The 24,513-nt window shown below is 68.5% G+C and carries 22 protein-coding genes; 18 read left to right on the top strand and 4 right to left on the bottom strand.

Annotated elements, in window-relative coordinates:
• The first annotated feature begins 26 nt into the window (after nt 1-26).
• The 15 genes from HTY53_RS04250 (at nt 27) to HTY53_RS04320 (ending at nt 18,820) form a co-directional block, all read left to right on the top strand.
• The gene (locus HTY53_RS04250; RefSeq protein WP_174105208.1) at nt 27-593 is read left to right on the top strand and encodes a winged helix-turn-helix transcriptional regulator; all 567 of its coding nucleotides are present in this window, start codon (nt 27-29) and stop codon (nt 591-593) included.
• Between the two features lie 294 nt (nt 594-887).
• Nucleotides 888-2,240, top strand: a complete 1,353-nt coding sequence (locus HTY53_RS04255) for an MFS transporter (protein WP_174105209.1) — start codon at nt 888-890, stop codon at nt 2,238-2,240.
• 79 nt (nt 2,241-2,319) lie between these two features.
• On the top strand, nt 2,320-4,923 hold the full coding sequence (gene nirB, locus HTY53_RS04260; protein WP_174105210.1) for a nitrite reductase large subunit NirB: 2,604 nt from the start codon (nt 2,320-2,322) through the stop codon (nt 4,921-4,923).
• A 76-nt stretch (nt 4,924-4,999) separates the two neighbouring features.
• Nucleotides 5,000-5,350: a nitrite reductase small subunit NirD gene (nirD, locus tag HTY53_RS04265; protein ID WP_174105211.1), complete on the top strand. Its 351-nt coding sequence runs from the start codon at nt 5,000-5,002 to the stop codon at nt 5,348-5,350.
• On the top strand, nt 5,347-6,576 hold the full coding sequence (locus HTY53_RS04270; protein ID WP_174105212.1) for an NAD(P)/FAD-dependent oxidoreductase: 1,230 nt from the start codon (nt 5,347-5,349) through the stop codon (nt 6,574-6,576). Before nirD ends, HTY53_RS04270 begins: the two co-directional genes overlap by 4 nt.
• 49 nt (nt 6,577-6,625) lie before the next feature.
• Nucleotides 6,626-9,409, top strand: coding sequence for a molybdopterin-dependent oxidoreductase (locus HTY53_RS04275; RefSeq protein WP_438820926.1), 2,784 nt, complete (start codon nt 6,626-6,628; stop codon nt 9,407-9,409).
• Nucleotides 9,410-9,569: 160 nt separating this feature from the next.
• Nucleotides 9,570-10,406 carry an IclR family transcriptional regulator gene (locus HTY53_RS04280; RefSeq protein WP_174105213.1) on the top strand — a complete coding sequence of 279 codons (837 nt, stop codon included), beginning with the start codon at nt 9,570-9,572 and terminating at the stop codon, nt 10,404-10,406.
• A gap of 108 nt (nt 10,407-10,514) precedes the next feature.
• Nucleotides 10,515-11,567: a cyclase family protein gene (locus HTY53_RS04285; protein ID WP_174105214.1), complete on the top strand. Its 1,053-nt coding sequence runs from the start codon at nt 10,515-10,517 to the stop codon at nt 11,565-11,567.
• Between the two features lie 94 nt (nt 11,568-11,661).
• Nucleotides 11,662-12,870: an ABC transporter substrate-binding protein gene (locus HTY53_RS04290; RefSeq protein WP_238512223.1), complete on the top strand. Its 1,209-nt coding sequence runs from the start codon at nt 11,662-11,664 to the stop codon at nt 12,868-12,870.
• Between the two features lie 57 nt (nt 12,871-12,927).
• Nucleotides 12,928-14,070 carry a thiolase family protein gene (locus HTY53_RS04295; RefSeq protein ID WP_174105337.1) on the top strand — a complete coding sequence of 381 codons (1,143 nt, stop codon included), beginning with the start codon at nt 12,928-12,930 and terminating at the stop codon, nt 14,068-14,070.
• Nucleotides 14,070-14,465, top strand: coding sequence for a Zn-ribbon domain-containing OB-fold protein (locus HTY53_RS04300; RefSeq protein WP_174105216.1), 396 nt, complete (start codon nt 14,070-14,072; stop codon nt 14,463-14,465). Before HTY53_RS04295 ends, HTY53_RS04300 begins: the two co-directional genes overlap by 1 nt.
• A gap of 78 nt (nt 14,466-14,543) precedes the next feature.
• Nucleotides 14,544-15,581 carry a tripartite tricarboxylate transporter substrate binding protein gene (locus HTY53_RS04305; RefSeq protein WP_254599803.1) on the top strand — a complete coding sequence of 346 codons (1,038 nt, stop codon included), beginning with the start codon at nt 14,544-14,546 and terminating at the stop codon, nt 15,579-15,581.
• Nucleotides 15,582-15,623: 42 nt separating this feature from the next.
• Nucleotides 15,624-17,720 (top strand): acetate--CoA ligase family protein, encoded by a 2,097-nt coding sequence (locus HTY53_RS04310; RefSeq protein WP_174105217.1) that lies wholly within the window; start codon nt 15,624-15,626, stop codon nt 17,718-17,720.
• Nucleotides 17,721-17,810: 90 nt separating this feature from the next.
• Nucleotides 17,811-18,281 carry a MarR family winged helix-turn-helix transcriptional regulator gene (locus HTY53_RS04315; RefSeq protein WP_174105218.1) on the top strand — a complete coding sequence of 157 codons (471 nt, stop codon included), beginning with the start codon at nt 17,811-17,813 and terminating at the stop codon, nt 18,279-18,281.
• A gap of 113 nt (nt 18,282-18,394) precedes the next feature.
• Nucleotides 18,395-18,820, top strand: coding sequence for an organic hydroperoxide resistance protein (locus HTY53_RS04320; RefSeq protein WP_149316340.1), 426 nt, complete (start codon nt 18,395-18,397; stop codon nt 18,818-18,820).
• Between the two features lie 47 nt (nt 18,821-18,867).
• Here HTY53_RS04320 and HTY53_RS04325 read toward each other — a convergent pair whose 3' ends face one another.
• Complete coding sequence (locus tag HTY53_RS04325; RefSeq protein ID WP_174105219.1) at nt 18,868-19,131, bottom strand: hypothetical protein; 264 nt, start codon at nt 19,129-19,131, stop codon at nt 18,868-18,870.
• 172 nt (nt 19,132-19,303) lie between these two features.
• On the opposite strand from HTY53_RS04325, the gene HTY53_RS04330 reads away from it, so the two are divergent.
• Nucleotides 19,304-20,062, top strand: a complete 759-nt coding sequence (locus tag HTY53_RS04330) for a helix-turn-helix transcriptional regulator (RefSeq protein WP_174105220.1) — start codon at nt 19,304-19,306, stop codon at nt 20,060-20,062.
• Here the strand turns inward: HTY53_RS04330 and HTY53_RS04335 are convergent.
• Nucleotides 20,045-20,992, bottom strand: coding sequence for a DMT family transporter (locus tag HTY53_RS04335; protein WP_174105221.1), 948 nt, complete (start codon nt 20,990-20,992; stop codon nt 20,045-20,047). The genes HTY53_RS04330 and HTY53_RS04335 overlap by 18 nt on opposite strands.
• Before the next feature lie 238 nt (nt 20,993-21,230).
• Here HTY53_RS04335 and HTY53_RS04340 point away from each other — a divergent pair, with 238 nt between their 5' ends.
• On the top strand, nt 21,231-21,869 hold the full coding sequence (locus HTY53_RS04340; RefSeq protein ID WP_174105222.1) for a LysE family translocator: 639 nt from the start codon (nt 21,231-21,233) through the stop codon (nt 21,867-21,869).
• A gap of 39 nt (nt 21,870-21,908) precedes the next feature.
• Here HTY53_RS04340 and HTY53_RS04345 read toward each other — a convergent pair whose 3' ends face one another.
• Nucleotides 21,909-22,733, bottom strand: coding sequence for an AraC family transcriptional regulator (locus HTY53_RS04345; RefSeq protein WP_174105223.1), 825 nt, complete (start codon nt 22,731-22,733; stop codon nt 21,909-21,911).
• Nucleotides 22,734-22,855: 122 nt separating this feature from the next.
• On the opposite strand from HTY53_RS04345, the gene HTY53_RS04350 reads away from it, so the two are divergent.
• Entirely contained in the window at nt 22,856-23,752 is an 897-nt protein-coding gene (locus HTY53_RS04350) for a LysR family transcriptional regulator (protein ID WP_174105224.1), read from the top strand.
• A 6-nt stretch (nt 23,753-23,758) separates the two neighbouring features.
• Here the strand turns inward: HTY53_RS04350 and HTY53_RS04355 are convergent, their stop codons facing one another.
• The gene (locus HTY53_RS04355) at nt 23,759-24,493 is read right to left on the bottom strand and encodes an aldolase (protein WP_174105225.1); all 735 of its coding nucleotides are present in this window, start codon (nt 24,491-24,493) and stop codon (nt 23,759-23,761) included.
• Between the last annotated feature and the right edge of the window lie 20 nt (nt 24,494-24,513).

The raw sequence follows: 24,513 nt of genomic DNA on the forward strand, positions 1-24,513 counted from the left end.
TATAGGCCAGATCCTGACTTTTGCAAATGAAGTCAGCCTGCTATGCTCCGACCATGGACCCGACCCCAGAAGACCTCCGTCATTGTTCGATCGCCGGCACGCTGAGCCTGATCGGCGAAAAGTGGTCGATGCTGATCCTGCGCGACGTCCTCAGCGGCGTCAGCCGGTTCGACGACTTCCTGGCGCGGCTGCAATGCTCGCCCGCCGTGCTGTCCGCCCGCCTGAAAACGTTGACCGAAGCGGGCCTGCTGCGCCGGGTCAGCTACCGCGAGCCCGGTGCCCGGGAGCGTTTTGCCTATCGGCCCACGCGGGCGGCAGTCGAACTGCTGCCCGTGCTGATCGGCCTGATGCAGTGGGGCGATCGGCATCTGAAGGGTGGCTGCGGATTGATGGAGGTCCGCTCGGCCACCAGCGGTCTCAAGGTCCATGCCGCGCTGATCGACGAAGCCGGACAGGAGGTGCCCTTGAACGAGTTGAAGATGGTGCGATCGCGTCACCCGATGCCGGCACAGTCACAACAGAATGACGCGTCGCTGCCCTCCTCGGAACCCGGCGCCGCCCCCAGCGCGCCAAGCACCGCCAGCGCGGACTGAGCCCGCGCACCGCCGCCGCGCATTGCGGCGCACCATCGTCGTGCCGCCCCGCCCCATCGGGGCGCATCGACTCCCGCCCGCCGCGCTGCGACAGCGCACTTTCCGCATCCGACATCACAAAATCCGCTGGCATGCCGCTTGCTGATTTGTGACGCGAGCGGACCAACGGCGGCCCGCTCCAGATACACAGGCGTCGGCGGTCTTCACCGTCGGCGTCAGGACAACGGCGTCCCCTGAACCGATCGCATCGACTGCATCGGCTCTCGGGACGCCTTTTGTTTTCTTGGAGCCAGCATGGCAGCGACCCCCAGCCCGAATGCCAGCGTGAACGCAGGCGCCGCGAGCAAAGCGACCCGCATCGCGCTGTTCACCTTCCGCACGCCACAGATGCGCGCCTTCCATATGACGTGGATGGCGTTCTTCGTCTGCTTCTTCGCCTGGTTCGCCTGCGCGCCGCTGATGCCGATGCTGCGCGGCGAGTTCGGCCTGACGCCCGATCAGGTGGCCAACATCAATATCGCGGCCGTCGCGGTCACGATCCTGGTGCGCCTGATCATCGGCCCGCTGTGCGACCGCTATGGCCCGCGCAAGACCTATACGGGCCTGCTGGTGCTCGGCGCGATTCCGGTGCTGGGCGTGGCGATGGCGCAGACCTACGAGGCCTTCCTGTTCTTCCGGCTGCTGATCGGCGCGATCGGCGCGAGCTTCGTCATCACGCAGTACCACACCTCGGTGATGTTCGCGCCGAACGTGGTCGGCACCGCCAATGCGGCATCGGCCGGATGGGGCAATGCCGGCGGCGGCGCTGCGCAGGGGCTGATGCCGTTGCTGGTGGCCGGCGTGCTGATGCTGGGCGTCAGCGAGACGATCGGCTGGCGCGTCGCGCTGCTGGTACCGGGCGTCGCCATGCTGGTGATGGCTGCACTGTACTGGCGCTTCACGCAGGACTGCCCGCAGGGCAACTACGCCGAGCTGCGCGCGCAGGGTATCGCCATCGACGGCGGCAAGAAAGGCGGCTGGGCCAGCTTCGTCGCCGCCGGCGCCAACTACCGCGTCTGGCTGCTGTTCGTGACCTACGGCGCCTGCTTCGGCGTCGAGATCTTCATCCACAACGTGGCCGCGATGTATTTCGTCGACCGCTTCGAGCTGTCGCTGAAGGCCGCGGGTCTGGCCGCCGCGAGCTTCGGCCTGCTGGCGCTGTTCGCTCGCGCGCTGGGCGGCTGGGTGTCCGACAAGGTCGCGCGCACCCATGGCCTGAGCGCCCGCACCATGCTGCTGTTCGTGCTGATGCTCGGCGAGGGCCTGGGCCTGCTGTGGTTCTCGCAATCGACCTCGGTCGCGCTGGCCGTGATCGCGATGCTGGCCTTCGGCCTGTTCACCCACATGGCGTGCGGCGCGACCTATGCGCTGGTGCCCTTCATCGACCGCAAGGCGCTCGGCGGCGTGTCCGGAATCATCGGCGCGGGCGGAAACGTCGGCGCGGTGGCCGCGGGCCTGCTGATGAAGGGCCTGGGCAGCCTGCAGCAGACCCTGATGGTGCTCGGCGTGCTGGTGGTGCTGTCGGCACTGTGCGCGGTGGCGGTGCGCTTCTCGGCCGAACACAAGGCGCGCGAACAGGCACTGCTCGAGAACGCGCTGGCCAGCTGAGCCATCCCGTACGCCTCCACTCCTGACAAGAACGCCCACCGCGATGCCCACCCAGGCGCCCACGAACAAGGAACGCATCATGAAGCTCGTCATCATCGGCCACGGCATGGTCGGCCACAAACTGCTCGAATGCCTGGCACAGGCGCGCGAAGAACGTGGCGCCGACCTGCAGGTCACCGTGCTGTGCGAGGAACCGCGCCCCGCCTATGACCGCGTGCACCTGTCGGAATTTTTCTCGGGCAAGAGCGCCGAGGATCTGTCGCTGGTCACGCCCGGCTTCTTCGAGCAATGCGGCTTCGCGCTGCGGCTGAACGCGCGCGCCACCGCGATCGACCGCGCCGCCCGCACGGTCACCGCGTCGACCGGCGAGACGCTGCACTACGACAAGCTGGTGCTGGCGACCGGTTCCTACCCGTTCGTGCCCCCGGTGCCCGGCCGCGATCGCGCCGACTGCTTCGTCTACCGCACCATCGAGGACCTCGAAGCGATGCGCGAATGCGGCGCCCGCTCGCGCACCGGCGTGGTCGTCGGCGGCGGCCTGCTCGGTCTGGAATGCGCCAAGGCGCTGCGCGACATGGGCCTGGAAGCGCATGTGGTCGAATTCGCGCCGCGCCTGATGGCGGTGCAAGTCGACGATGGCGGCGGCCAGATGCTGCGGCGGAAGATCGCGGCGCTGGGCGTCACCGCGCATACCGGCAAGAACACCGTCGAAATCGTCGACGGCGAGACCGGCACGCACCGGATGCGCTTTGCCGATGGCACGCATCTGGACACCGACATGATCGTGTTCTCCGCCGGCATCCGTCCGCGCGACGAGCTGGCGCGCGCTGCCGGCCTGGCGATCGGCGAGCGCGGCGGCATCGTGATCGACGACCAGTGCCGCACCTCCGATCCGGACATCCATGCGATCGGGGAATGCGCGCTGTGGCAGGGCAAGATCTTCGGGCTGGTCGCGCCCGGCTACGACATGGCGCGCGTGACCGCGAGCCAGCTGCTCGGCGACGAGGCGGCCTTCACCGGCGCCGACATGAGCACCAAGCTCAAGCTGATGGGCGTCGACGTGGCCAGCCTCGGCGACCCGCACGGCCATACCCCGGGCGCACGCGTGTACCAGTTCGCCGACGAGCGCAAGGAGGTCTACAAGAAGCTGGTGGTGTCCGAATGCGGCAGGTACCTGCTGGGCGGCGTGCTGGTCGGTGATGCGGCCGAATACGGCACGCTGCTGCAGATGATGCTCAACCGCATGCCGCTGCCGGAGTCGCCCGAATTCCTGATCCTGCCGGCCTCGGATGGCAAGGCCAAGCCTGGCCTCGGCGTCGACGCCCTGCCCGACACCGCGCAGATCTGCTCGTGCAACAACGTCTCCAAGGGCCAGATCTGCGCCGCGGTCGGCGACGGCGCCACCAGCATTGGCGCGCTGAAGTCTTGCACCAAGGCCGGCACCGCGTGCGGCGGCTGCGTGCCGCTGGTCACGCAGCTGATGAAGGCGGAGATGAAGAAGCAGGGCCTGGCGGTCAACAACCACCTGTGCGAACACTTCGCCTACTCGCGGCAAGAGCTCTATCACCTCGTCCGCGTCGGCGGCTTCCGCACCTTCGACACGCTGCTGGCCGCGCACGGCAAGGGCCACGGCTGCGATATCTGCAAACCGACCGTCGCCAGCATCCTGGCTTCGTGCTGGAACGAATTCGTGCTCAAGCCCGAGCACGCCAGCCTGCAGGATTCCAACGACTATTTCCTGGCCAATATCCAGAAGGACGGCACCTATTCGGTGGTGCCCCGCATGCCCGGCGGCGAGGTCACGCCCGATGGGCTGATCGCCGTCGGCCGCGTGGCGAAGAAATACGGCCTCTACACCAAGATCACCGGCGGCCAGCGCGTGGACCTGTTCGGCGCGCGCGTCGAACAGCTGCCGCTGATCTGGGAAGAGCTGATCGCGGCCGGCTTCGAATCGGGCCATGCCTACGGCAAGTCGCTGCGCACGGTGAAGTCGTGCGTCGGCTCGACCTGGTGCCGGTACGGCGTCGGCGATTCGGTGGGCCTCGCGATCGAGCTGGAGAACCGCTACAAGGGCCTGCGCGCGCCCCACAAGATCAAGTTCGGCGTGTCCGGCTGCACGCGCGAATGCGCGGAAGCGCAGGGCAAGGACATCGGCGTGATCGCCACCGACAAGGGCTGGAACCTGTACGTCTGCGGCAACGGCGGCATGAAGCCGCGCCATGCCGAGCTGCTGGCCAGCGATCTCGACCACGATACGCTGATCCGTTATATCGACCGCGTGCTGATGTTCTACGTCCGCACCGCCGACCGCCTGCAGCGCACCAGCGTCTGGCGCGACAACCTCGAAGGCGGCCTCGACTATCTGAAGGCTGTGGTCCTCGACGACAGCCTCGGCATCGCCGCCGAACTGGAGGCGCAGATGCAGCTGGTGGTCGATACCTATGAATGCGAATGGAAGAAGGCCGTCACCGATCCGCAGACGCGCCAACGCTTCCACCATTTCGTCAACAGCGAGCGAGGGGACGAGCATGTCGTGTTCGTGCAGGAGCGCGGCCAGATCCGTCCGGCGACGCCCGAGGAACGGAACTTGCAACGCGTGGGCGGCGGCATGCCGGCGCAGCGCCCCGCGGCGGTGCCGCTGGTGCGCATGGATCGGGTCGTCGAAGCCGACCCGGTCGCCTGAGCCGAAGCCAACGTCGCGCTCTGCCCCACACCGAACCCAGTCCGCCGCCATGTCGTATGCAGCCGAGGAAATCATCATGAGCCAGCTTGCCAACCACACGTCCGAACAGTGGACCGCGGTCTGCGCGCTCCGCGACATCGTGCCCAACACCGGCGTCTGCGCGCTGGTCGGCCATCAGCAGATCGCGGTGTTCCGCGTCGGCCCGAACAACGAGGTCTTCGCGATCGGCAACTACGATCCGAATGCCGACGCCGCGGTGCTGTCGCGCGGACTGGTCGGCAATCTGGGCGATCGGCTGGTCGTCGCCTCGCCGATCTACAAGCATCATTTCGACCTGCGCACCGGCGAATGCCTCGAAGCGCCCGAGCACTCGGTGCACGCCTATCCGGCCCGCGTCTACGACGGCAAGGTATGGGTGGCGGCATGACCCACACCGACAAGCCGCGCCTGGTGGTGGTCGGCAATGGCATGGCCGGCATGCGCACCGTCGAGGAGCTGCTGGCGCTGGCGCCCGACCTCTACGACATCACCGTGTTCGGCGCCGAGCCGCACGGCAACTACAACCGCATCCTGCTCTCGCCGGTGCTGGCCGGCGAGAAGACGGTCGACGACATCATGCTGAATCCGCGCGAGTGGTATGCCCGTCATGGCATCACGCTGCTGGCCGGCGATCCGGTCGTCGAAATCGACCGGGCGCGCCGGCTGGTGCGTTCGCAGTCCGGCACGGCGGTCCGCTACGACAGGCTGCTGCTGGCGACGGGCTCGCGCCCCTTCATCGTCCCGGTGCCCGGGCACCAGCTCGACGGCGTGATCGCGTTCCGCGACATCCAGGACGTCGAGACCATGCTGGCCGCTGCCCGTGCGCATCGCCATGCCGTGGTGATCGGCGGCGGCCTGCTCGGGCTGGAGGCGGCCAACGGCCTGCTGCGCCAGGGCATGGACGTCACCGTGGTGCATCTGGGCGATGCGCTGATGGACCGCCAGCTCGATGCCAATGCCGCCGCCCTGCTCAAGCGCACGCTGGAACGGCGCGGCCTGCGCATTCTGCTCGGGGCCAATACCAGCGAAATTCTCGGCGATACGCGCGTCAGCGGGGTTCGCCTTGCCGACGGGTCGCAGATTCGCGCCGATCTGGTGGTGATGGCCGCGGGCGTGCGACCCAATGCGGAACTTGCTCGCGCGGCAGGGCTGCATTGCGAGCGCGCCATCGTCGTCGACGACACGCTGCAGACCTACGACCCCCGCATCTATGCCGTGGGCGAATGCGTGCAGCACCGCCAGGCCACCTTCGGGCTGGTGGCGCCGATCTGGGACCAGGCGCGCGTCTGCGCGGCGCATCTGGCCGGCGCGGGACACCGCCGCTATATCCAGCAGGCCACGGCGACGCGGCTGAAGGTCAGCGGCGTCGAGCTGTACTCGGCCGGCGATATCGTCGGCGGCGAGGACAGCGAGGACCTGGTGCTGCGCGATCCGCGCCGCGGCATCTACAAGCGTCTGGTGCTGCAGCATGGGCAGCTGGCCGGCGCCGTGCTTTATGGCGACGTGCAGGACGGTCCGTGGTATTTCGAGCTGATCCAGAACGGCACGCCGATCGGCGCGATGCGCAACCGGCTGCTGTTCGGCAAGGCGCAGTGCGAAGCGCTGGCGGCGTGACGTTCCTCCGATCAAGGCAGCAAGGCAGCAAGGTAGCAAGGGGCAAGCTTTGAAACTCTCCGATATTCCCGTGACGCTGGCGCAAGACGCCGCCACACGCTCCGCACCCGTGGCCGCTGTGCAGACCACCTGCCCCTACTGCGGCGTCGGCTGCGGTGTGCGCGCCGAACGGCATGCCGACGGCACCGTCGACGTCGCCGGCGACCCTTCGCATCCGGCCAATGCGGGACGCCTGTGCGTCAAGGGCTCGGCCCTCGCGGAGACCGTCGACCTGAACGAGCGGCTGCTGCATCCGCAATTGCGCGACACCGACGGCGCGCTGCGCCGCGCCTCCTGGGACGAGGCGCTGGACCGTGCCGCCTCCGGACTGCGCGACATCATCGCGCGCCACGGCCCGCAGTCGGTGGCGCTCTACGTTTCCGGGCAACTGCTGACCGAGGACTACTACGTCGCCAACAAGCTGATGAAGGGCTTCATCGGCACGGCCAATATCGATACCAACTCGCGGCTGTGCATGTCGTCGGCGGTCGCCGGCCACAAGCGCGCCTTCGGCGAGGACATCGTGCCGGGTTGCTACGAGGATCTCGAACTGGCCGACCTGGTCGTGCTGGTCGGATCGAACGCCGCCTGGTGCCACCCGATCCTGTTCCAGCGGCTCGCCAGGGCCAAGGCCGAACGACCCCAGATGAAGCTGGTGGTGGTCGACCCGCGCCGCACGGCGACCTGCGATATCGCCGATCTGCATCTGCCGGTGCGGCCAGGCACCGATGTCTGGCTGTTCAACGGACTGCTGCATCATCTGCACCGCGAAGGCGTTGTGGATGCAGAGTTCGTGCGCGCCCATACCGATGGCGAAGCCGCGCTGCCTGCCGCGTTGGAGGCCGCCGCCGGCGAGGCCGATCTCGCCACGGTCGCGCGGGCCTGCAAGCTCGATCCCGCCGATCTGCTGACCTTTTACCAATGGTTCGCCGCCACGCCGCGCGTGGTCACCGCGTTCTCCCAGGGCGTCAACCAATCGTCGGCGGGTACCGACAAGGTCAACAGCATCATCAATTGCCACCTGCTGACCGGCCGCATCGGCAAGCCGGGCATGGGCCCGTTCTCGCTGACCGGACAGCCGAACGCGATGGGCGGGCGCGAGGTCGGCGGCCTGGCGAACATGCTGGCCGCCCATCTGGAGCTGACCGAGCCGCGCCATCGCGAACTGGTGCAGACCTTCTGGGACGCGCCGGCCATCGCCGACCGGCCCGGCCTGAAAGCGGTCGAACTGTTCGAGGCGATCGAGCAGGGCCGGATCAAGGCGGTCTGGGTGATGGCCACCAATCCGGTCGTCAGCCTGCCCGATGCGGATCAGGCCCGCCGCGCGCTGCAGCGCTGCGAGCTGGTGATTGCATCGGATATCGTCACGCGCACCGATACCAACGACAGCGCGCATATCCTGCTGCCGGCTCTGGGCTGGGGCGAGAAGGACGGCACCGTGACCAATTCGGAGCGGCGCATCTCGCGCCAGCGCGCCTTCCTGCCCGCGCCGGGCGAGGCCCGCGCCGACTGGTGGATCGTCTGCCAGGTCGCGCGCCGGATGGGCTTTGCCGGCTTCGACTATGGTTCGCCGCGCGAAATATTCGATGAGCATGCGCGTCTGTCGGCTTACCGGAATCATGGCGCCGCAGACAGCGATGACGCGGTCCCGCGCGCCTTCGATCTGAGCGGCCTGGTGGGCCTCGACGCCCGCGCCTACGACACGCTGCAGCCGGTGCAATGGCCGGTGCGCGCGGACAGTGCCGGCACGGCGCGACTGTTCGCGGACGGCGGCTTCTCGCATCCGGATCGACGCGCCCGTTTCGTCGCCACGGCGCCGCGCGCACCGGTGCACGCCACCGACGAGGACTATCCGCTCGTGTTGAACACCGGCCGCGTGCGGGACCAGTGGCACACGATGACCCGCACCGGCAAATCGGCCCGGCTGGCCGAACATCTGCCGGAACCCTTCGTCGACATGCATCCGCAGGACGCACTGCTGTGCGGCGTCGGCGAAGGCCGGCTGGCGCGGATATCGACGCGCTGGGGTGCGATGGTCGCGCGCGTGCGCCATGGCGGCGGCATTGCGCGCGGCAGCGTCTTTGTGCCGATCCACTGGAATGGCCAGTTCAGTTCCGATGCGCGCGTCGGCGCGCTGGTCAATCCGGTAGTCGATCCGGTGTCCGGCGAGCCGGAGTTCAAGCACACGCCGGTCCGCGTCGATCCCTTTCCGGTTTCGTGGCACGGCTTCGCGCTGGCGCGCGACAGGCTGGACTGCAGCGCGCTGACCTGGTGGACCCGCGTGACGGGCCGGCAATTCCAGCGCTACGAATTCGCCGGCCGCGAGTCCATCGCTGACCGCGCCGCATGGGCACGCCAGCTGCTCGGCGCAGCGGACCCGGACGCCGACTGGATCGAGTACGAGGACCGTTCCGCTGGCGTCTACCACGCCGCCCTGGTCGTCGAAGACCGGCTTCAGGCCTGCGTCTATGTGTCGACGCGGCCGGACCTGCCGGCACGAGCCTGGCCAGGCAGCCTGTTCGCGAAGGCCAGCCTCGACGACGCCGACCGCATCGGCCTGCTGATCGGCCAGGCCGCCGAACCCGGCATCGATGCCGGCCCGACCGTATGCTCATGCTTTGGCGTGGGCCGCAACACCATCTGCGACGCGATCCGCGAGCACGGCCTGCGCAGCGCGGCGGAGATTACGGCCTGCGTCAAGGCCGGCGGCAATTGCGGTTCGTGCGTGCCCGAGCTGAACGCGCTGCTGGCCGCGGCGAAGGTGGATCGGGACGAGCCGGTGTTTGCCGGGTAGCTTCCCTCTCTTGCGGTGCTCGCCGCAGGACTGGCCCTTTTCTCGCAAGTTTCATCCGGCAAAACTTTGATGCGTCGCAAAATGACGCAGCCCTGCAGCCGCCCTATAACGGCATCTGCGGTTTCATTCCGCAAAATGACCAGAACAGGGAGACGGCCGGATGACGACGCAGGGATCGTCGCTGCGCAAGGCTTGCCAGCTGCTACGAGCGCTGTCGGATCCGCGTAATACGCGGCTGACCGACCTGGCGCAGGCGTCGGGCGTCGACAAGGCGTCGGCGCTGCGGCTGCTCGACACGCTGGCCGCCGAGGGGTTGGTCTCGCGCGACCCCGCCACCAAGGCGTTCAGCCCCGGCCCCGAATGGCTGGTGCTGCGGGCGGCCGCGCTGCGGCGCCTCGATATGCGGCCTCTTGCCCGCCCTGCGTTGATCCGCCTGGCCTGCACGTTCGAGGACACCGCCATCCTGTCGGTGCCCAGCGGCTGGGAATCGGTCTGCACCGAACTGCGCTTCGGCAATTTCCCGATCCGCGCCAACTATCTCGATATCGGCAGCCGCCGCCCGCTCGGCGTGGGCGCCGGCAGCCTGGCCTTGCTGGCCGCCCTTCCCGACGACGAGGTCGAAGCCGTGCTGCGCTGCGTGGCGCCCGCGCTGAAGCGCTACCCGCGGCTGAGCACGGCCGCGCTGCTGCGCCATGTCGAGGCGACCCGCGAGCGGGGCTATGCGGTGCTGCTCGATGTGGTCGTCGAGCGCATGGGCGGCATCGCGATCGCGTTGCCGGGCCCGGACGGCTATCCGCTGGGCGCGCTCAGCATCGCCGCGCTGAACGAGCGCATCACCGAGCGGGAAGCCGCCATGGCCAGGGCGCTGCGGCGCGAGTCCGACGGCATCGTTGCCAACCTGGGCGCCATCGAGGCGTCGCTGCCCGATCGCTGGCCACATCGTGGCGCCGCTGCCCGCACGGGAGGCGCTGCGCTGTCGGCAGCCGGTACACCGTAATTGCACCGCACGCGGCAATGGCTACGGCTGCCGCCACAGACGTCGATCCACGCTGAACGACATCCCGAACAACAACAAAGGAGGACCACCGACATGGAGACATCAGGCATGCGCTGGAAACAACGCCCCGAGGGCTCGACCTGGGGCGACTTCGGTCCCGACGACCAGATCGGGCGACTCAATCTGATCGGCCCCGAACAGGTCCGCAAGGGCGCGCAGGAGATCCAGGCGGGCCTGAGCTTCTGCCTGTCGCTGCCGCTCGACTACCCCGGCGGCAACAAGCTCAACCCGCGCCGCCATCCGCCGGCTCTGCGTCCGACCTTCCGCGACGATCTGCCCTATGTCAATTTCCCGCTGGCCAAGGTGGATGCCGCCGCGACCGATGTGATCAGCGACGATCAGGTGCTGCTGTCGCTGCAATACTCGACGCAATGGGACTCGCTGGCCCATGTGGGCGCGCTGTTCGATGCCGACGGCGACGGCCGCGCCGAGCGCGTCTACTACAACGGCTATCGCGCCAACGAACATATCGTCGGGCCGGTCGACTACGCCGAGGACGATCACTTTGCCGCGCACGGCTGCAACCACGAGCACAGCGAGGCCCGCGCGCTCGGCATCGAAAACTTTGCCGTCAAGGGCATCCAGGGCCGGGGCGTGCTGGTCGATCTGGCGCACTGCTACGGCACCGATTTCCGCGATATCGGCTACGACGAGCTGATGCGCGCAATGGAAGCGGACCGGGTCGAGGTCGAGCGCGGCGACATGCTGTTGCTGCGCACCGGCTTTGCCGAGGTGGTGCTGTCGATGCAGCGCGAGCCCGACGAGAACGTGCTGCACCACAGCTGCAGCGCGCTCGACGGACGCGACGACAAGCTGCTGCAGTGGATCACCGACGCCGGCATCGCCGCGCTGATCGCCGACAACTACGCGGTCGAGCGCTATCCCGCGCGGCCCGCCAACGGGCCGGGCCCACATCCGCTGCTGCCGCTGCACCACCACTGCCTGTTCAAGCTGGGCCTGCCGCTGGGCGAACTCTGGTATCTGCGCGAACTGGCCCAATGGCTGCGCGAGAACCGCCGCACCCGCTTCATGCTGACGGCGCCGCCGCTGCGCCTGCCAGGGGCGGTCGGTTCGCCCACCACGCCGATCGCCACCGTCTGAGCGGCGACACAACGATCCGGAGGAGACCCGCGATATGAAGCCATTCCCTGCACGCCGGCGCACCGCCGGCCTTGTTCCTCGCCTGCTCGCCGGCATGATCGGTACCTGCGCTCTGGCGCTTGGCGGCACGGCACACGCACAGGCCCAGCCGAAGGCTACGCTGTCGGACGATCTGGTCAAGGTCGGCCTGATCCTCGACATGAGCGGCCTCTATGCCGATGTGACCGGCCGCGGCAGCGCGACCGCGGCGCAGATGGCGATCGACGATTTCGGCGGCAAGGTGCTCGGCCGCAAGATCGAGCTGGTGGTCGCCGATCATCAGAACAAGGCTGACATCGCCGCCAACAAGGCGCGCGAATGGTTCGACACCGACCGCGTCGACGCGATTCTCGATGTGGCCGCGTCGGCCCCGGCGCTGGCGGTGCTCGAAGTCGCCAAGCAGAAGAACCGCATCGTGGTGTTCTCCGGTCCCGGCACCGAACGGCTGACCAACGACTTGTGCACGCCAATCTCGGTGCACTACGCCTACGACACTTACGCGCTGGCCAATACCACTGCACGCGCGATGGTCCAGCGCGGCGGCAAGAGCTGGTATTTCCTGACCGCCGACTACGCCTTCGGGCATACGCTGCAGGACTCGGCCACGACCGTGGTCACCGAGGCTGGCGGCAAGGTGCTCGGCGCCGCGCGCCATCCGATCGGCGCCAGCGACTTCGCCTCGTATCTGCTGCAGGCGCAGGCCAGCAAGGCGCAGGTCGTGGGTCTGGCCAACGCCGGCGGCGACTCGGTCAACGCGATCAAGGCCGCGCACGAGTTCGGCCTGACGCGCGACAACAAGCAGAAACTCGCCGGCCTGCTGCTCTATATCAACGACATTCACGCGATCGGCCTGAAGACCGCATCCGGCCTGGTGCTGACCGAGGCCTTCTATTGGGACATGAACGACGCCACGCGGAAATGGTCGCGCCGCTACTTCGACAAGCTCAAGAAGATGCCCAACATGAGCCAGGCCGGCGTCTATTCCTCGGTGATGCACTATCTGAAGGCCGTGCAGGCGGCCGGCACCGACGAGACCGCCGCGGTGATGAAGCAGATGAAGGCCATGCCCATCCAGGACTTCTTCACCGCCAATGGCCGCATCCGCGAGGACGGGCGCATGGTCCACGACATGTACCTGTTCGAGGTGAAATCCCCGGCCGAATCGAAGTATCCGTGGGACTACTACAAGGTGCTGGCCACGGTTCCCGGCGATCAGGCGTTCATTCCGCCGTCCCAGTCGAAGTGTCCGCTGCTGAAGCGCTGACATGAGCCTGACATGAGCCTGACATGAGCCTGATATGAGCGTGATATGAGCGACTTCATGCAACGCGCCGCGTGGCTGCGCGGCGCCGGCAATACACGCTTCGGACGCCTGCCGGGCAGCACGCCGCTGACGCTGATGGCGCAGGCCGCCGACGCGGCGCTGGCCGAGGCCGAGCTGTCGCGCGGCGATATCGACGGCGTACTGTGCGGCTACGCGACCACGCTGCCGCACCTGATGCTGGCCGACCGCTTCTGCGAATACGCGTCGCTCAGGCCCGCCTACGCGCACGGCATGGCGGCCGGTGGCGCAACCGGCGGCGCGATGGCGATGCTGGCCCGCGAGCTGGTGCGTGCCGGCCGTTGCCGCCATGTGCTGGTGGTGGCCGGCGAAAACCGCCTCAGCGGACAAAGCCGCGACCAGTCGGTGCAGACGCTGGCCCAGGTCGGCGAGCCGCAGGTCGAAGTGCCCAACGGCGCGTCGGTGCCGGCGTACTACGCGCTGCTGGCCTCACGCTACCTGATGGAGACCGGTCTTGCGCGCGACGCACTGGCGGATTTCGCGGTGCTGATGCGCCAGCATGCGGGCACGCATCCCGACGCGCATCTGCGCGAACCACTGAACGCCGCGGCCGCTTGCGCCGCCAAGCCGGTGGCGACGCCGCTGCTGCTGTCCGACTGCTGTCCGATCTCCGATGGCGCGGTCGCGCTGGTGGTGTCGGCGGAGCCGGGGCCTGGCCGGCCGGTGCGCATCGCCGGCGCGGGACAGGCGCATCGCCATCAGCATCTGTGCGCGATCGACAGCGTGATGTCGACCGGAGCCGGCGAAGCCGCAACGCGAGCGCTGGGCGAGGCCGGCATCGGTGTCGATGCGCTCGATTATCTGGCGATCTACGACTCGTTCACCATCACGCTGCTGATGCTGCTCGAAGAAATCGGGCTGGCGCCGCGCGGCGGCGCCCATGCGCGCCTGCTGGCCGGCGACTTCGGCGTCGATGGCGCGCTGCCGCTCAACACGCATGGCGGGCTGCTGGCGTTCGGCCATTCGGGCGTCGCCGGCGGCCTGATGCATCTGGCCGAGGCGACGCGGCAGCTCGCAGGCCGTGCCGGCGACCGTCAGCTCGGCCCACGTCGACGCGCACTGTTTCATGCCGACGGCGGCGTGCTGTCGTCCCATGTCAGCCTGGTGCTGGAGGCCCTGTAATGCCGATCTCAGCCAATTCCGCTGATTGCGCCCTTGCCGAAGGGCTTCATCCCTATGCCGAGGGTCTCGCAGCGGGCCGCGTCCGCTATCAGTCGTGCGGCGACTGTGGCGCGGCGCAGTCGCTGGAGCGCCATGCCTGCCAGCGCTGCGGCAGCGTCCGGCTCGGTTGGCGCGATGCCGCCGGCGGCGCCACCGTCTACGCCGTGACGGAGGTCGCGCGCGCGCCGGACGACAGCTTTCGTGCACTGGTGCCCTACACGCTGGTGCTGGCCACGCTCGACGAAGGGCCGCGCGTAATGGGCCATGCCGAGCCGGGCGTCGCGATCGGCGATCGCGTCCGCGTCGGCTTCTTCCGCCATGGCGAGCGCACGCTGCTGCGATTTCAGCGGGAATAGCGTCGGCGCGCCTCGCCACCGGTCGGCCGGCATCAAAGGCCGGCCCGCACACGAAGACAACCACACATGGAGACACAGATGCAGCCGAACCATCCGTATCGGCGGGCCGCGCTCGCCCCTTCGTTATCCGTATTGCAGCGGCATGCCCGCCGCACACTGCTTGCCGCGCTGGCGCTCGGCGCGCTGTGCGCGCTGCTGCCGCGGCCCGGCCATGCCGAAACCTGGCCCGCTCGCCCGATCCGCATGGTGGTGCCCTATCCGCCCGGCGGTCCCACCGACATCGTCGCGCGCGTGGTCGGGCAGAAGCTCGGCGAACGGCTCGGGCAACCCGTGGTGGTCGAGAACCGGCCAGGTGCCGGCGGCAATATCGGCGCAGAGGCCGTCGCAAAGGCAGCGCCCGACGGCTACACCCTGCTGGTGGCAACCACCGCCCACGCGATCAACATGACGCTGTTCCGCAAGCCCGGTTACGACACGCGGCGCGACTTCGCGCCGGTCAGCCTGCTGACGCGCGGGCCGCTGGTGCTCGTCACCGCGCCGTCGACGCCGGCGCGCAATGTCGCCGAGCTGATCGCGCTGGCCAAAACCAAGCCTGGGCAGGTCACCTTCGCCAGCTCGGGCAATGGCCAGTCGACCCATCTGTCGGCCGAACTGTTCAACGCGATGGCCGGCGTGCGCATGACGCACGTGCCGTACAAGGGCAGCGCGCCCGCCCTGACCGATGTGATCGGCGGCCAGGCCACCGTGATGTTCGACACCATGCTGTCGGCGATGCCGTTCGTGCGCGACGGCAAGCTCAAGGCCTTGGCAGTGACCAGCGCCAGGCGTTCGCCGGCCGCGCCGGATGTGCCGACCATCGCCGAGGCCGGACTGGCGGGCTACGAGGCCACCGCATGGAACGCGCTGCTGGCGCCGGCCGGCACGCCGGCCCCGGCGATCGACACGCTGAGCCAGGCGCTGCGCGCCGTGCTCGACGATGCCGAGGTCCGCTCCCGCTTCGCCACGCAGGGCTTCGGTGCCGAGTGGACTTCGCCCGATGCCACCGGCCGTTTTCTCGGCGCCGAGATCGACAAATGGGCCGGCGTGGTCAAGACCTCTGGCGCGACCATCGACTGACCTTCGCCTTCACGGAACGCATCGACTCACAGGACAACGATAATGCCAGCTTCTCTCCCCCGTGGCCTGCAGGCCCTGCTGACGCCGCGCTCGATCGCGGTGATCGGCGCATCGGACCACATCCACAAGATCGGCGGCCGGCCCATCCACTACATGCAGCAGCATGGGTACCGCGGCACGCTGTATCCGATCAATCCGCAGCGCGACACGATCCAGGGCCTGCGCAGCTACGCCTCGCTCGACGCGCTGCCCGAAGCGCCGGAGCTGGCCATCGTCGTGGTCGCCGGCGAGGCCGCCGTGCAGGCCGTCAGCGATTGCGCGCGGCTCGGCGTGGCGGCAGCCATCGTGATCGCCTCGGGCTTCGGCGAAGCGGGCGAGGAAGGCCGGCGCCAGCAGCAGAAGATGGTGGACATCGCACGTGCGGCGGGCCTGCGCATGGTCGGCCCGAACAGCCAGGGTCTGGCCAATTTCGGCAGCGGCGCGATCGCCAGCTTCTCGACGATGTTCATCGAAGTACCGCCGCAGGATGGCCCGGTCGCGGTGATCAGCCAGAGCGGCGGCATGGGGGCGATGGTCTACGGCCTGCTGCGCCATCAGGGCATCGGCGTGCGCCACATGCATGCGACCGGCAATCAGGCGGATGTCACGGTCAGCGACCTGGCGCTGGCCGTCGCGCACGATCACGACGTGCAGCTGATGCTGCTGTATCTCGAAACGCTGAACGATCCGGCCACGTTGGCGCAGGCGGGCGCGGTGGCGCGCGCACGCGGCGTGCCGATCGTCGCGGTCAAGGCCGGGCGCACCAGCGCGGGCCAGCGCGCGGCCGCTTCGCACACCGGGGCGCTGGCCAATGAGGACCGTGCTGTCGATGCCTTCCTCGCGCATCACGGCATCTGGCGCGTCGACGACGCCCATGCCTTGGCGCGCTGCGCACCGCTGTATCTGCGCGACTGGCAGCCGCAGGGCTGCGGCCTCGTGGTGGTCAGCAATTCCGGCGCGAGCTGCGTGATGGCCGCCGACGCCGCCGAATCGTGCGGACTGTCGATGGCGCCGCTGGCGGCGCAGACCCAGTCCGCGCTGGCCGAACGCCTGCCCGGCTTTGCCGCGACCGCCAATCCTGTCGATGTCACCGCGGCCCTGCTGACCAACAGCGCATTGTTCGGCGAAGTGCTGCCGGTGATCGCGCGCGATGCGGCCGCCGATATGGTGCTGCTCGATATCCCGGTGGCCGGCATGGGCTACGACATCGAGCGCTTTGCCACCGATGCCGCGACTTTTGCCGATACCAGCGGCAAGCCGATCGCGGTCGCCGCGTGGCAGCAGAGCGTGGCCGCACCGTTCCGGCAGCGCGGGGTACCGGTCTACGCCAATGCCGGTGAAGCGCTGCCGGCGCTGAGCCAGTGGCGCGCGCATCGGCTGCGGCTGGCGGAGCTGTTCGCGCGTCCACCGGCACCGCCCGCGGCGGTTGCGCCCGACGTCTCGTCGCCCTCGGCGACGCTGAGCGAAGCGGCCAGCCTCGCACGCTTGGCCGAGGCCGGCGTTCCGGTCGTCGCCCATCGCCTGTGCCGCAGCGCCGATGAGGCGGTGGCGGCCTGGCGTGCGCTCGGTGGACCGGTAGCCGTCAAGGCCTGCGCGGCTGCGGTGCCGCACAAGAGCGAACACGGCCTGGTCGCGCTCGGCTGCAACGACGCCGATTCGATCGTCGCGGCATTCGAGCGACAGATGGGAACGCTGGCGGGCATGGGCGTCGAGGCCGAGGGCGTCATCGTCGCGGCGATGGTGCGCGGCCAGCGCGAATGCATGATCGGCGCACACTGGGACCCGGTATTCGGCGCCGTGTTGGTGGTCGGCGACGGCGGCAAGTATGTCGAGGTGCTGCGCGACACCGCAGTACTGCTGGCGACCTGCGAGGAAGACGATGTCGCCCGTGCGCTGCGGACGCTGCGCATCGCCCCGCTGCTGGCCGGTGTGCGTGGCGAAGCGGCCGTGGACATGGCCGCGCTGTGCCGCACCGCGGTGGCGGTCGGCAGGATGGTGCACGCCGCGGGCGGCGCGGTCCGGTCGGTGGACCTGAACCCGGTGATGGCGAGTCCCGACGGCGTGGTGGTAGTGGATGCGTTGATGGAGGTGGCGGCCTGAATGGCGGGGTGACGGGATTTGCGAGCGCATCCCGTCACCTGGCAAATAAATTTCTTGCTATTCAATCGTGCACGATCTATATTTTGCTCCATGAACGCTGCATCGAACCCCCGGATCGACCCTGCCACTGCGCTGCTGCTGGATCGGCAGTTCTGTTTCTCGGTCTATTCGGCCTCGCTGGCGCTGAACAAGCTGTACCGCAAGCTGCTGCGCCCGCTGGGCCTGACCTACCCGCAATACCTGGTGATGATGGTGCTGTGGGAACAGGACGGCCTGACGGTGTCGGAAATCGGTGCCCGGCTCAATCTGGACTCGGCCACGCTGACGCCGTTGCTCAAGCGCCTGGAGACCCAGGAGCTGGTGTCGCGCGCCCGTGCGGCGGCGGACGAGCGGCAGGTCATCGTCAGCCTGACCAAGGCCGGCCGCGCGTTGAAGGCGCAGGCCGCCAGGGTCCCCGACTCGGTGTTGTGCGCGTCCGCCTGCAGCGTCGAGGAACTGACCAGCCTGAAGCGCAAGCTCGATAGCGTGACGGCGAAGATCGCCGACAGCACGGGCGACTGAGCCGCGCCGGAGCGCGGCCTCGCCCGGCCTTTTTACCGATTTATATAGCGCGCTATGCAATAGCGCCCTATCTTGCAGTAGTAATCTGGCCAACAAACTTGAAGGAGCCAACCATGTCGATCGAAAAAGTCCTGTACCGCGCCCAGGCTCAAGCCACCGGAGGCCGGGATGGCCGCGCCGTCTCGTCCGATGGCGCGCTCGAGGTCAAGCTCAGCACGCCGCGCGAACTGGGCGGCGCCGGCGGGCCCGGCACCAACCCGGAGCAACTGTTCGCCGCCGGCTACTCCGCCTGCTTCCTGGGCGCGCTGAAGTTCGTCGCCGGCCGCGAGAAGGTCGCCCTGCCCGCCGAGACTACGATCACCGGCAACGTCGGCATCGGCCAGATCCCGACCGGCTTCGGCATCGAGGTCGAGCTGCAGATCTCGATTCCCGGCGTGGCGCGTGAAACCGCGCAGGCGCTGGTCGACAAGGCCCACGTCGTCTGCCCGTATTCGAACGCGACGCGCGGCAATATCGACGTGCGGCTGACGCTGGTCTGATCCGCACCCGTATCGGGTTCAAGGCGGCACGTGGCCGCGGCGAGCGCTCAGGCGCCGCCGCGGCCTTGTGCCATCAGCTCGCGCAGTTGCGGATCGCGCGGTTCGAGCACATCGAACAGACCCAGCGCGGTCAGCGCCGGAATCAGCGCGATCAGGTCGTCTTTCGCCGCGGCACGGCTCTCGTCGGACTGCGCCGGATTGGACAGCACGCGCCAGCTCGCGAGGAATGCGCCGACACTGCCCTTGCGTACGGTGATGCCGTTGGCCTGAACGGCATCGAGATCGTCCGGGAGCATGGTTTCGGGCTTCATGCGCGCTCTCCGCGGGTCTCGACAAACGGTTGGGATGGGGTGACACGTGTCATCGAATGGCCTCCTTGATATCCGGTATCGGGCGATGCAGGCAGTCTAGGGAGAGCCCACCTTGCCCGCTAACGCTAGAATGCCAGTCGATAATTCAATCGGGCCAAGCATTCCAACGATCGTGTCGCTGAAGCAAACCCGCCGGCTGTCGCACGCCGGCATCCGCGAGCGCCGTCCACATCGTCATGACGATGGACAGCTCTTCACGATACAGGCCGGCGTGGTCGTCATCGAAGCCGACGGTGGCCGTTGGGTCATGCCCACCGGCTGCATCGCCTGGATCCCGCCCGGCATGGTGCATGGCGCCAGCGTGCAAGGCGGCATGGCCGGTACCAGCCTGTATTTCGACGGCGCGTGGAGCCGCACCGCCATGCCGGACACGGTCAAGGTGGCAAGGCTGTCGCCGCTGCTGGAGGCGCTGCTCGTCGCGCTGACCGGCGACGCGCCGCCGACCGGCACGGCCCTCGATCACTACCTCGCCGTGTTTGCCGATGCGTTCGCGCGCGCGCCGGGGCAGACGCTGTTCCTGCCGATGCCGCGCGAGCCCCGGCTGGTACGGATGGCGACGCGAATGCTGGCAGCGCCGGACGACAATACCGATCTCGACGGCTGGGCATCGCGCATCGGCATGAGCCGCCGCACGCTGACCCGGCGCTTCCAGGTCGAGACCGGATGGACCGTCGGCCAGTGGCGCCAGCAGATGCGCCTGCTTGCGGCGATGGAGCGGCTCGCCGCCGGCCACAGCGTCACGGCCATCGCACTCGATCTTGGCTATGCCAGCGTCAGCAGCTTTATCGCGGTGTTCCGGCGCTATCTCGGCACGACGCCGCGAGCGTATCTGCCCCCGGCCGGCGCCGAGCGCTCAGGATCGCTTCGCTAACTCGCACGCGCCCTTGCCACATCCGCTCTTGCGCAGTCGGCCAGGGTTCCGGTTCCCGACCAACACCAGGCTCAGCACGGCGACCACCACGCAGCCAATGCCGACGAGCTGACCTGTGGTGACCGATTCACCCAGCAGCAGAAAGGCCATCGCCACGGCCGATATCGGCGCCAGTGCCGTGAACAGCGATGCCTCGCTGCCAGTGGTGCGCGCCGAGCCCGCATACCAGAGCACGAAGCCCGCCACGGTCGGCACCAGCGCGTAGTACAGCACGGCCGTCAGCGCGCCGCTTGGCAGCCCATGCCGCCATGGCGCCTCGAACAGCAGTGCCGGAACGATCGACGCCGCCAGGCCGATCGCCGTCATCACGGTCGACAAAGCCAGCGGCTGCAGCGGTTGGCGCAGCCGCTTGTTCAGCAGAATGAACAGGCTCTCGCAAACCACCGCGCCCATCACCAAGGCGTTGCCAAGCCACGTCCCCCGACCGCCATCGGCACCCTCTCCCGGTACCGCCACCGCCAGCACGCCGGCCGTCGCCAGCCCGATGGCGAGCAGCAGGGCGACGCCCGGGCGCTCCTTCAGCACGACGATCGACACCAGCGCCGACACCACCGGCAGCGTGCCGATGATCACGCCGGCATCCGCGGCCGAGGTCATCCGCAGGCCCGAGATCAGCAAGGTGGTATAGCCGACGCTGCCCGCTACCGCCTGCAGTACGAGCAGCAGCCCATCGCCACGGCCGATGGTCGGCAGCCGCGTGCCGGTCAGCTTCATCAGCAGCAGGAAGCCGGGCAACGCGATGGCAAAGCGCAGCGCCGTCGCGGTAAACGGCGGGATCCCCGCGGCGATGACCTTGCTGGCAATGACGGTACTGCCGACCAGGATCATGGCCAGCGCCAGATAGAAATAACCTTCGGTCTTGTTGGACATGGCCTGCCTCCGCATCGTTGGATGCCTCAGGCTAGGCCGCGGCGTGGCAGGCGTCTTGAACGAAATTGCAGCGGCGTTCTACCGTGCCTTACGTATGTCGGCAAAGGGATTTCGCCGCTGCCGAAAACCTTACTGCCCCCAAAGGTGGCGGACTGCTGGCAAACTCTGCCGATCGCCGCGACGGCGGCATCGGCTCGCACTGCACGGCTGTCGAGCCGGACCTGCCACAGGAGCCAATATGGACAGCGCCTCGTTCTTGTCGTTTCTCGCGATCTCGGTTCTGGTGATCGTCACACCGGGCCCGGATACCGCACTGACTATCCGCAATGCGATCGCCGGCGGCCGGGCCGCGGGGATCGCGACCGGGGCCGGCATCGCTGCCGGCCAGCTGGTGTGGGCGACGGCGACAGGCCTGGGGCTGGTCGCCATCCTGATCGCTTCGGAGCCGGTGTTCCAGGCGCTCCGCTGGCTCGGCGCAGGATATCTCGTCTATCTTGGCGTGCAATCGCTGCGCGCCAGCCTGCGGGGCGACGAGACCGGCGCGGCCGGAGCGCTGTCCGGTGCGGGCCGCCCGCTCAGCACCGTCGCAGCGTTCCGTCAGGGCGTGATCAACGATCTGGCCAATCCCAAGATGGCGGTGTTCTTTGCCAGCGTGCTGCCGCAGTTCGCCCCACACGGGCACGGCGCGCTGATGCACTTCGTCATGCTTGGAATGGTGTTCGCATTGATGACTTTTCTATGGCTGACCGCGTACTCGGCGTTCATCGGCGTCGCCGGTGCCGCGCTGCGCCGCGCTCCCGTACGGCGTTCGCTGGACGGCATCGCCGGTGTCGCGCTGGTGGGTATGGGCATACGCGTTGCCGCGGCGGACCGCTAGGCGAATCGGCGCCTCGGGGCGGGCCGAGGCGTCTCCCGTTCAGCGCCTATGCCGCCCTATGACCGCGGCATAGGCGCTGGGTGACAGGCCGTATTTCCGCACGAAGATGCGCGTCATATGGCTCTGATCGGCAAACCCGCTGCCGATCGCCGCATCGGCCAGCGGCTCGCCGCGCGCGATCAGGCGACGCGCCAGGTCGATCCGACGCTGTACCAGGTAGGCATGCGGCGTCAGCCCGGTGGCCCGGGTAAAGGCGCGCAGCACCTGGAAGCGGCTCAGCCCACTGGCGTTGGCAAGATCGTCCAGCGACACCGGCATCGACGGATCGTCGTCGATGCGCGCCAGGGCATGCGCAACGGCCGCGGGCGTGCCGTTGCCCTCGAGCGGGCTGCGCCGGCAATCCATCGTGCGCGCCAGCAGCATCAGCAACAGGCTGTCGCGACGCAGGGTGGCATCGGGCGAGTCGCCACCTGTCATCGCCTCGAACAATTGCGCGAAGACCGTCGCCGAAGCGCGATCGCTGATCACCGGCAACAGGAATTCCCCGAGGCTGGCCGCCCCTTCGCTGACATCGTGACAGACCGGCGCAACGATCTCGGGATTGAAATACAGGATGCGCCATGCACGCCCGGCCTCGTCCAGCGGCATGCCGTCGTGCACCTCGCCGGGATTGACGGTGATGATATCCCCGGCCACCGCCTCGACCTCGCCGCGCCCGCTGGCCGAGCGCTGCGCGCCGCGCTCGAGCACGCCAATGCCGAATTGCTCGTGCGTATGGCGCGCGAAGCGGTGCCGCGAGCTGGCCTTGACGGCGAGCACACCGGGCAGCGCACAGGGAAGAAGCTGGAATTGGGCGGCGGGCATGGGTTCGATGGAACGCTGTTGCAACCATAGCATGCGTCCGGATGGACAGCGCCGGTCGAATCGATTCCAATGCTGACGCGGCGAAGCGCGTGCTCCGTCGGATACTCTCCAGCGCCCACTCGATGCAAGACAAAGACCGCCTGCTTCGCACCTTTCTCGCCGTCGCCCGTGCCGGATCGCTGCGTGCCGCCTCGACTTCGCTGGGCATCACGCAGGCCGCGGTCAGCAAGCAGGTCGCGGCGCTCGAAGCGTTCCTCGGTGCGCCCCTGTTCGATCGCCACGGGCGCGGCATGCGGCCGACGCCGCTAGGGGAACGTCTGGTCGGCGACATCGATCAGGGATTCGGCATGGTCGACAGCGCGCTCGACGTCGCGCGGCAGGCGTCGGCCGGCGGCTATGGGCGCGTCACCATCGCCACCGTCAATACGCTGGCAGCCTATCTGATCCCGCAGGTCGTCGCCTCGCTGCGCGCAGCGCATCCGCGCATCACGCTCGGCGTATTCAACGCCAGCTCACCCGATGTGGTGGAGCGGGTGGAGCGCGGCCTCGCCGACATCGGGCTGGTCTACGACCTGGCCGTCGATACCGACGCGGTCACGCTGCGGCGGCTGTGCATCGAGCATGTCGCCGCCTATAGCCGCGAGCCTGGCGATGCTGCGTCCGATACGGTGAGCGTCGCGGCGCTGGCGCAGCGCCCGCTGATCGTGCCGCCCCGGCCTTACGCGTTGCGCCGCGTGATCGAACGCGAGCTGCCGGCGCCCTTGTCGATCGCGGTGGAGAGCAACTCGGTCAGCATGTCGCTCGACCTGGCGATGCACGGAGTCGGCACCACCATCCTGCCGCGCGATCTGCCGGATAGCGCTATCGCCTCGCGCGGGCTGCATCGGCTCACCATCGAAGGGGCAAACCTGGACCGCCACGTGGTGCTGATCCACCGCAGCGGCGCGAGCCCGAGCCAGGCGGTCAGCCGCGCCATCCGTGCGGTCGAATCCGCCGCGGCGCGAATCGGGACGCGATAGCCCGCATCAACGACACAGGGCGGCGCGCGCCTGGCGCGCCCAGTACGCGAAGGTCGCGTCGACGATCGCCGGCTGCAGCAGGAAGTCGTGCGCCTCGCGTGCCGCCTCCGGATCGACCGGCTGCAGCGCGCCGGCCGCCAGCGCATCCAGACACATGCGGGCGTTGCGCTCGGCGAACACGTTCAAATAGACCGCCTCCTGCAAGGTCGCGCCGGTACAGACGGCGCCGTGATTGACGAGGAAGGCGGTACGCCGCCCGGCCAGCGCGCTGGAGATCAGTGCGCCCTCATCGTCCCCGGTTGGCACCCCAGGCCAGTGCGCCAGAAAGCCGCAATCGTCGTGGAACATCGCCGCATCCATATGCGCGACCGGCATCGGGATGCCGAGCATCGACAGCGCCGACAGCGCAGGAGGGTGCGTATGCACGATCGCCTTGACCTGCGGATGGTGGCGATAGATCCAGCCATGAAACCGCACACCGGGATTGGCCCTGCCCTTGCCCATCAGCGTGTTCAGCTCGGCATCGACCACCAGCACGGTCGCAGCGCTGGCCTCTTCCATGCCCGTACCGAGCGCTAGCGTGACCATGCCGCCCGAATCGGGATCCCGCATCGTGATCTGTCCGGCCAGCCCCGCGGCATGGCCCTGCGCGGCAAGAATCAGACAGGCATCGACGAAGGTGTCGCGGTCGGCGCCGACATTGGCGCCGGGTACGGCATCGAGCAACAAGGTTTTGGTCATGGCGGAAAGCGATGAAGGTT

The sequence above is a fragment of the Cupriavidus gilardii genome (assembly GCF_013314895.1).
In the GTDB taxonomy this organism is placed as follows: Bacteria; Pseudomonadota; Gammaproteobacteria; order Burkholderiales; family Burkholderiaceae; genus Cupriavidus; species Cupriavidus gilardii_C.

Coding starts and splice junctions, on each gene's coding strand:
- HTY53_RS04250 (WP_174105208.1), top strand. CDS start 27: ATGAAGTCAGCCTGCTATGCTCCGACCATGGACCCGACCCCAGAAGAC.
- HTY53_RS04255 (WP_174105209.1), top strand. CDS start 888: ATGGCAGCGACCCCCAGCCCGAATGCCAGCGTGAACGCAGGCGCCGCG.
- nirB (WP_174105210.1), top strand. CDS start 2,320: ATGAAGCTCGTCATCATCGGCCACGGCATGGTCGGCCACAAACTGCTC.
- nirD (WP_174105211.1), top strand. CDS start 5,000: ATGAGCCAGCTTGCCAACCACACGTCCGAACAGTGGACCGCGGTCTGC.
- HTY53_RS04270 (WP_174105212.1), top strand. CDS start 5,347: ATGACCCACACCGACAAGCCGCGCCTGGTGGTGGTCGGCAATGGCATG.
- HTY53_RS04280 (WP_174105213.1), top strand. CDS start 9,570: ATGACGACGCAGGGATCGTCGCTGCGCAAGGCTTGCCAGCTGCTACGA.
- HTY53_RS04285 (WP_174105214.1), top strand. CDS start 10,515: ATGCGCTGGAAACAACGCCCCGAGGGCTCGACCTGGGGCGACTTCGGT.
- HTY53_RS04290 (WP_238512223.1), top strand. CDS start 11,662: ATGATCGGTACCTGCGCTCTGGCGCTTGGCGGCACGGCACACGCACAG.
- HTY53_RS04295 (WP_174105337.1), top strand. CDS start 12,928: ATGCAACGCGCCGCGTGGCTGCGCGGCGCCGGCAATACACGCTTCGGA.
- HTY53_RS04300 (WP_174105216.1), top strand. CDS start 14,070: ATGCCGATCTCAGCCAATTCCGCTGATTGCGCCCTTGCCGAAGGGCTT.
- HTY53_RS04305 (WP_254599803.1), top strand. CDS start 14,544: ATGCAGCCGAACCATCCGTATCGGCGGGCCGCGCTCGCCCCTTCGTTA.
- HTY53_RS04310 (WP_174105217.1), top strand. CDS start 15,624: ATGCCAGCTTCTCTCCCCCGTGGCCTGCAGGCCCTGCTGACGCCGCGC.
- HTY53_RS04315 (WP_174105218.1), top strand. CDS start 17,811: ATGAACGCTGCATCGAACCCCCGGATCGACCCTGCCACTGCGCTGCTG.
- HTY53_RS04320 (WP_149316340.1), top strand. CDS start 18,395: ATGTCGATCGAAAAAGTCCTGTACCGCGCCCAGGCTCAAGCCACCGGA.
- HTY53_RS04325 (WP_174105219.1), bottom strand. CDS start 19,131: ATGAAGCCCGAAACCATGCTCCCGGACGATCTCGATGCCGTTCAGGCC.
- HTY53_RS04335 (WP_174105221.1), bottom strand. CDS start 20,992: ATGTCCAACAAGACCGAAGGTTATTTCTATCTGGCGCTGGCCATGATC.
- HTY53_RS04340 (WP_174105222.1), top strand. CDS start 21,231: ATGGACAGCGCCTCGTTCTTGTCGTTTCTCGCGATCTCGGTTCTGGTG.
- HTY53_RS04345 (WP_174105223.1), bottom strand. CDS start 22,733: ATGCCCGCCGCCCAATTCCAGCTTCTTCCCTGTGCGCTGCCCGGTGTG.
- HTY53_RS04350 (WP_174105224.1), top strand. CDS start 22,856: ATGCAAGACAAAGACCGCCTGCTTCGCACCTTTCTCGCCGTCGCCCGT.
- HTY53_RS04355 (WP_174105225.1), bottom strand. CDS start 24,493: ATGACCAAAACCTTGTTGCTCGATGCCGTACCCGGCGCCAATGTCGGC.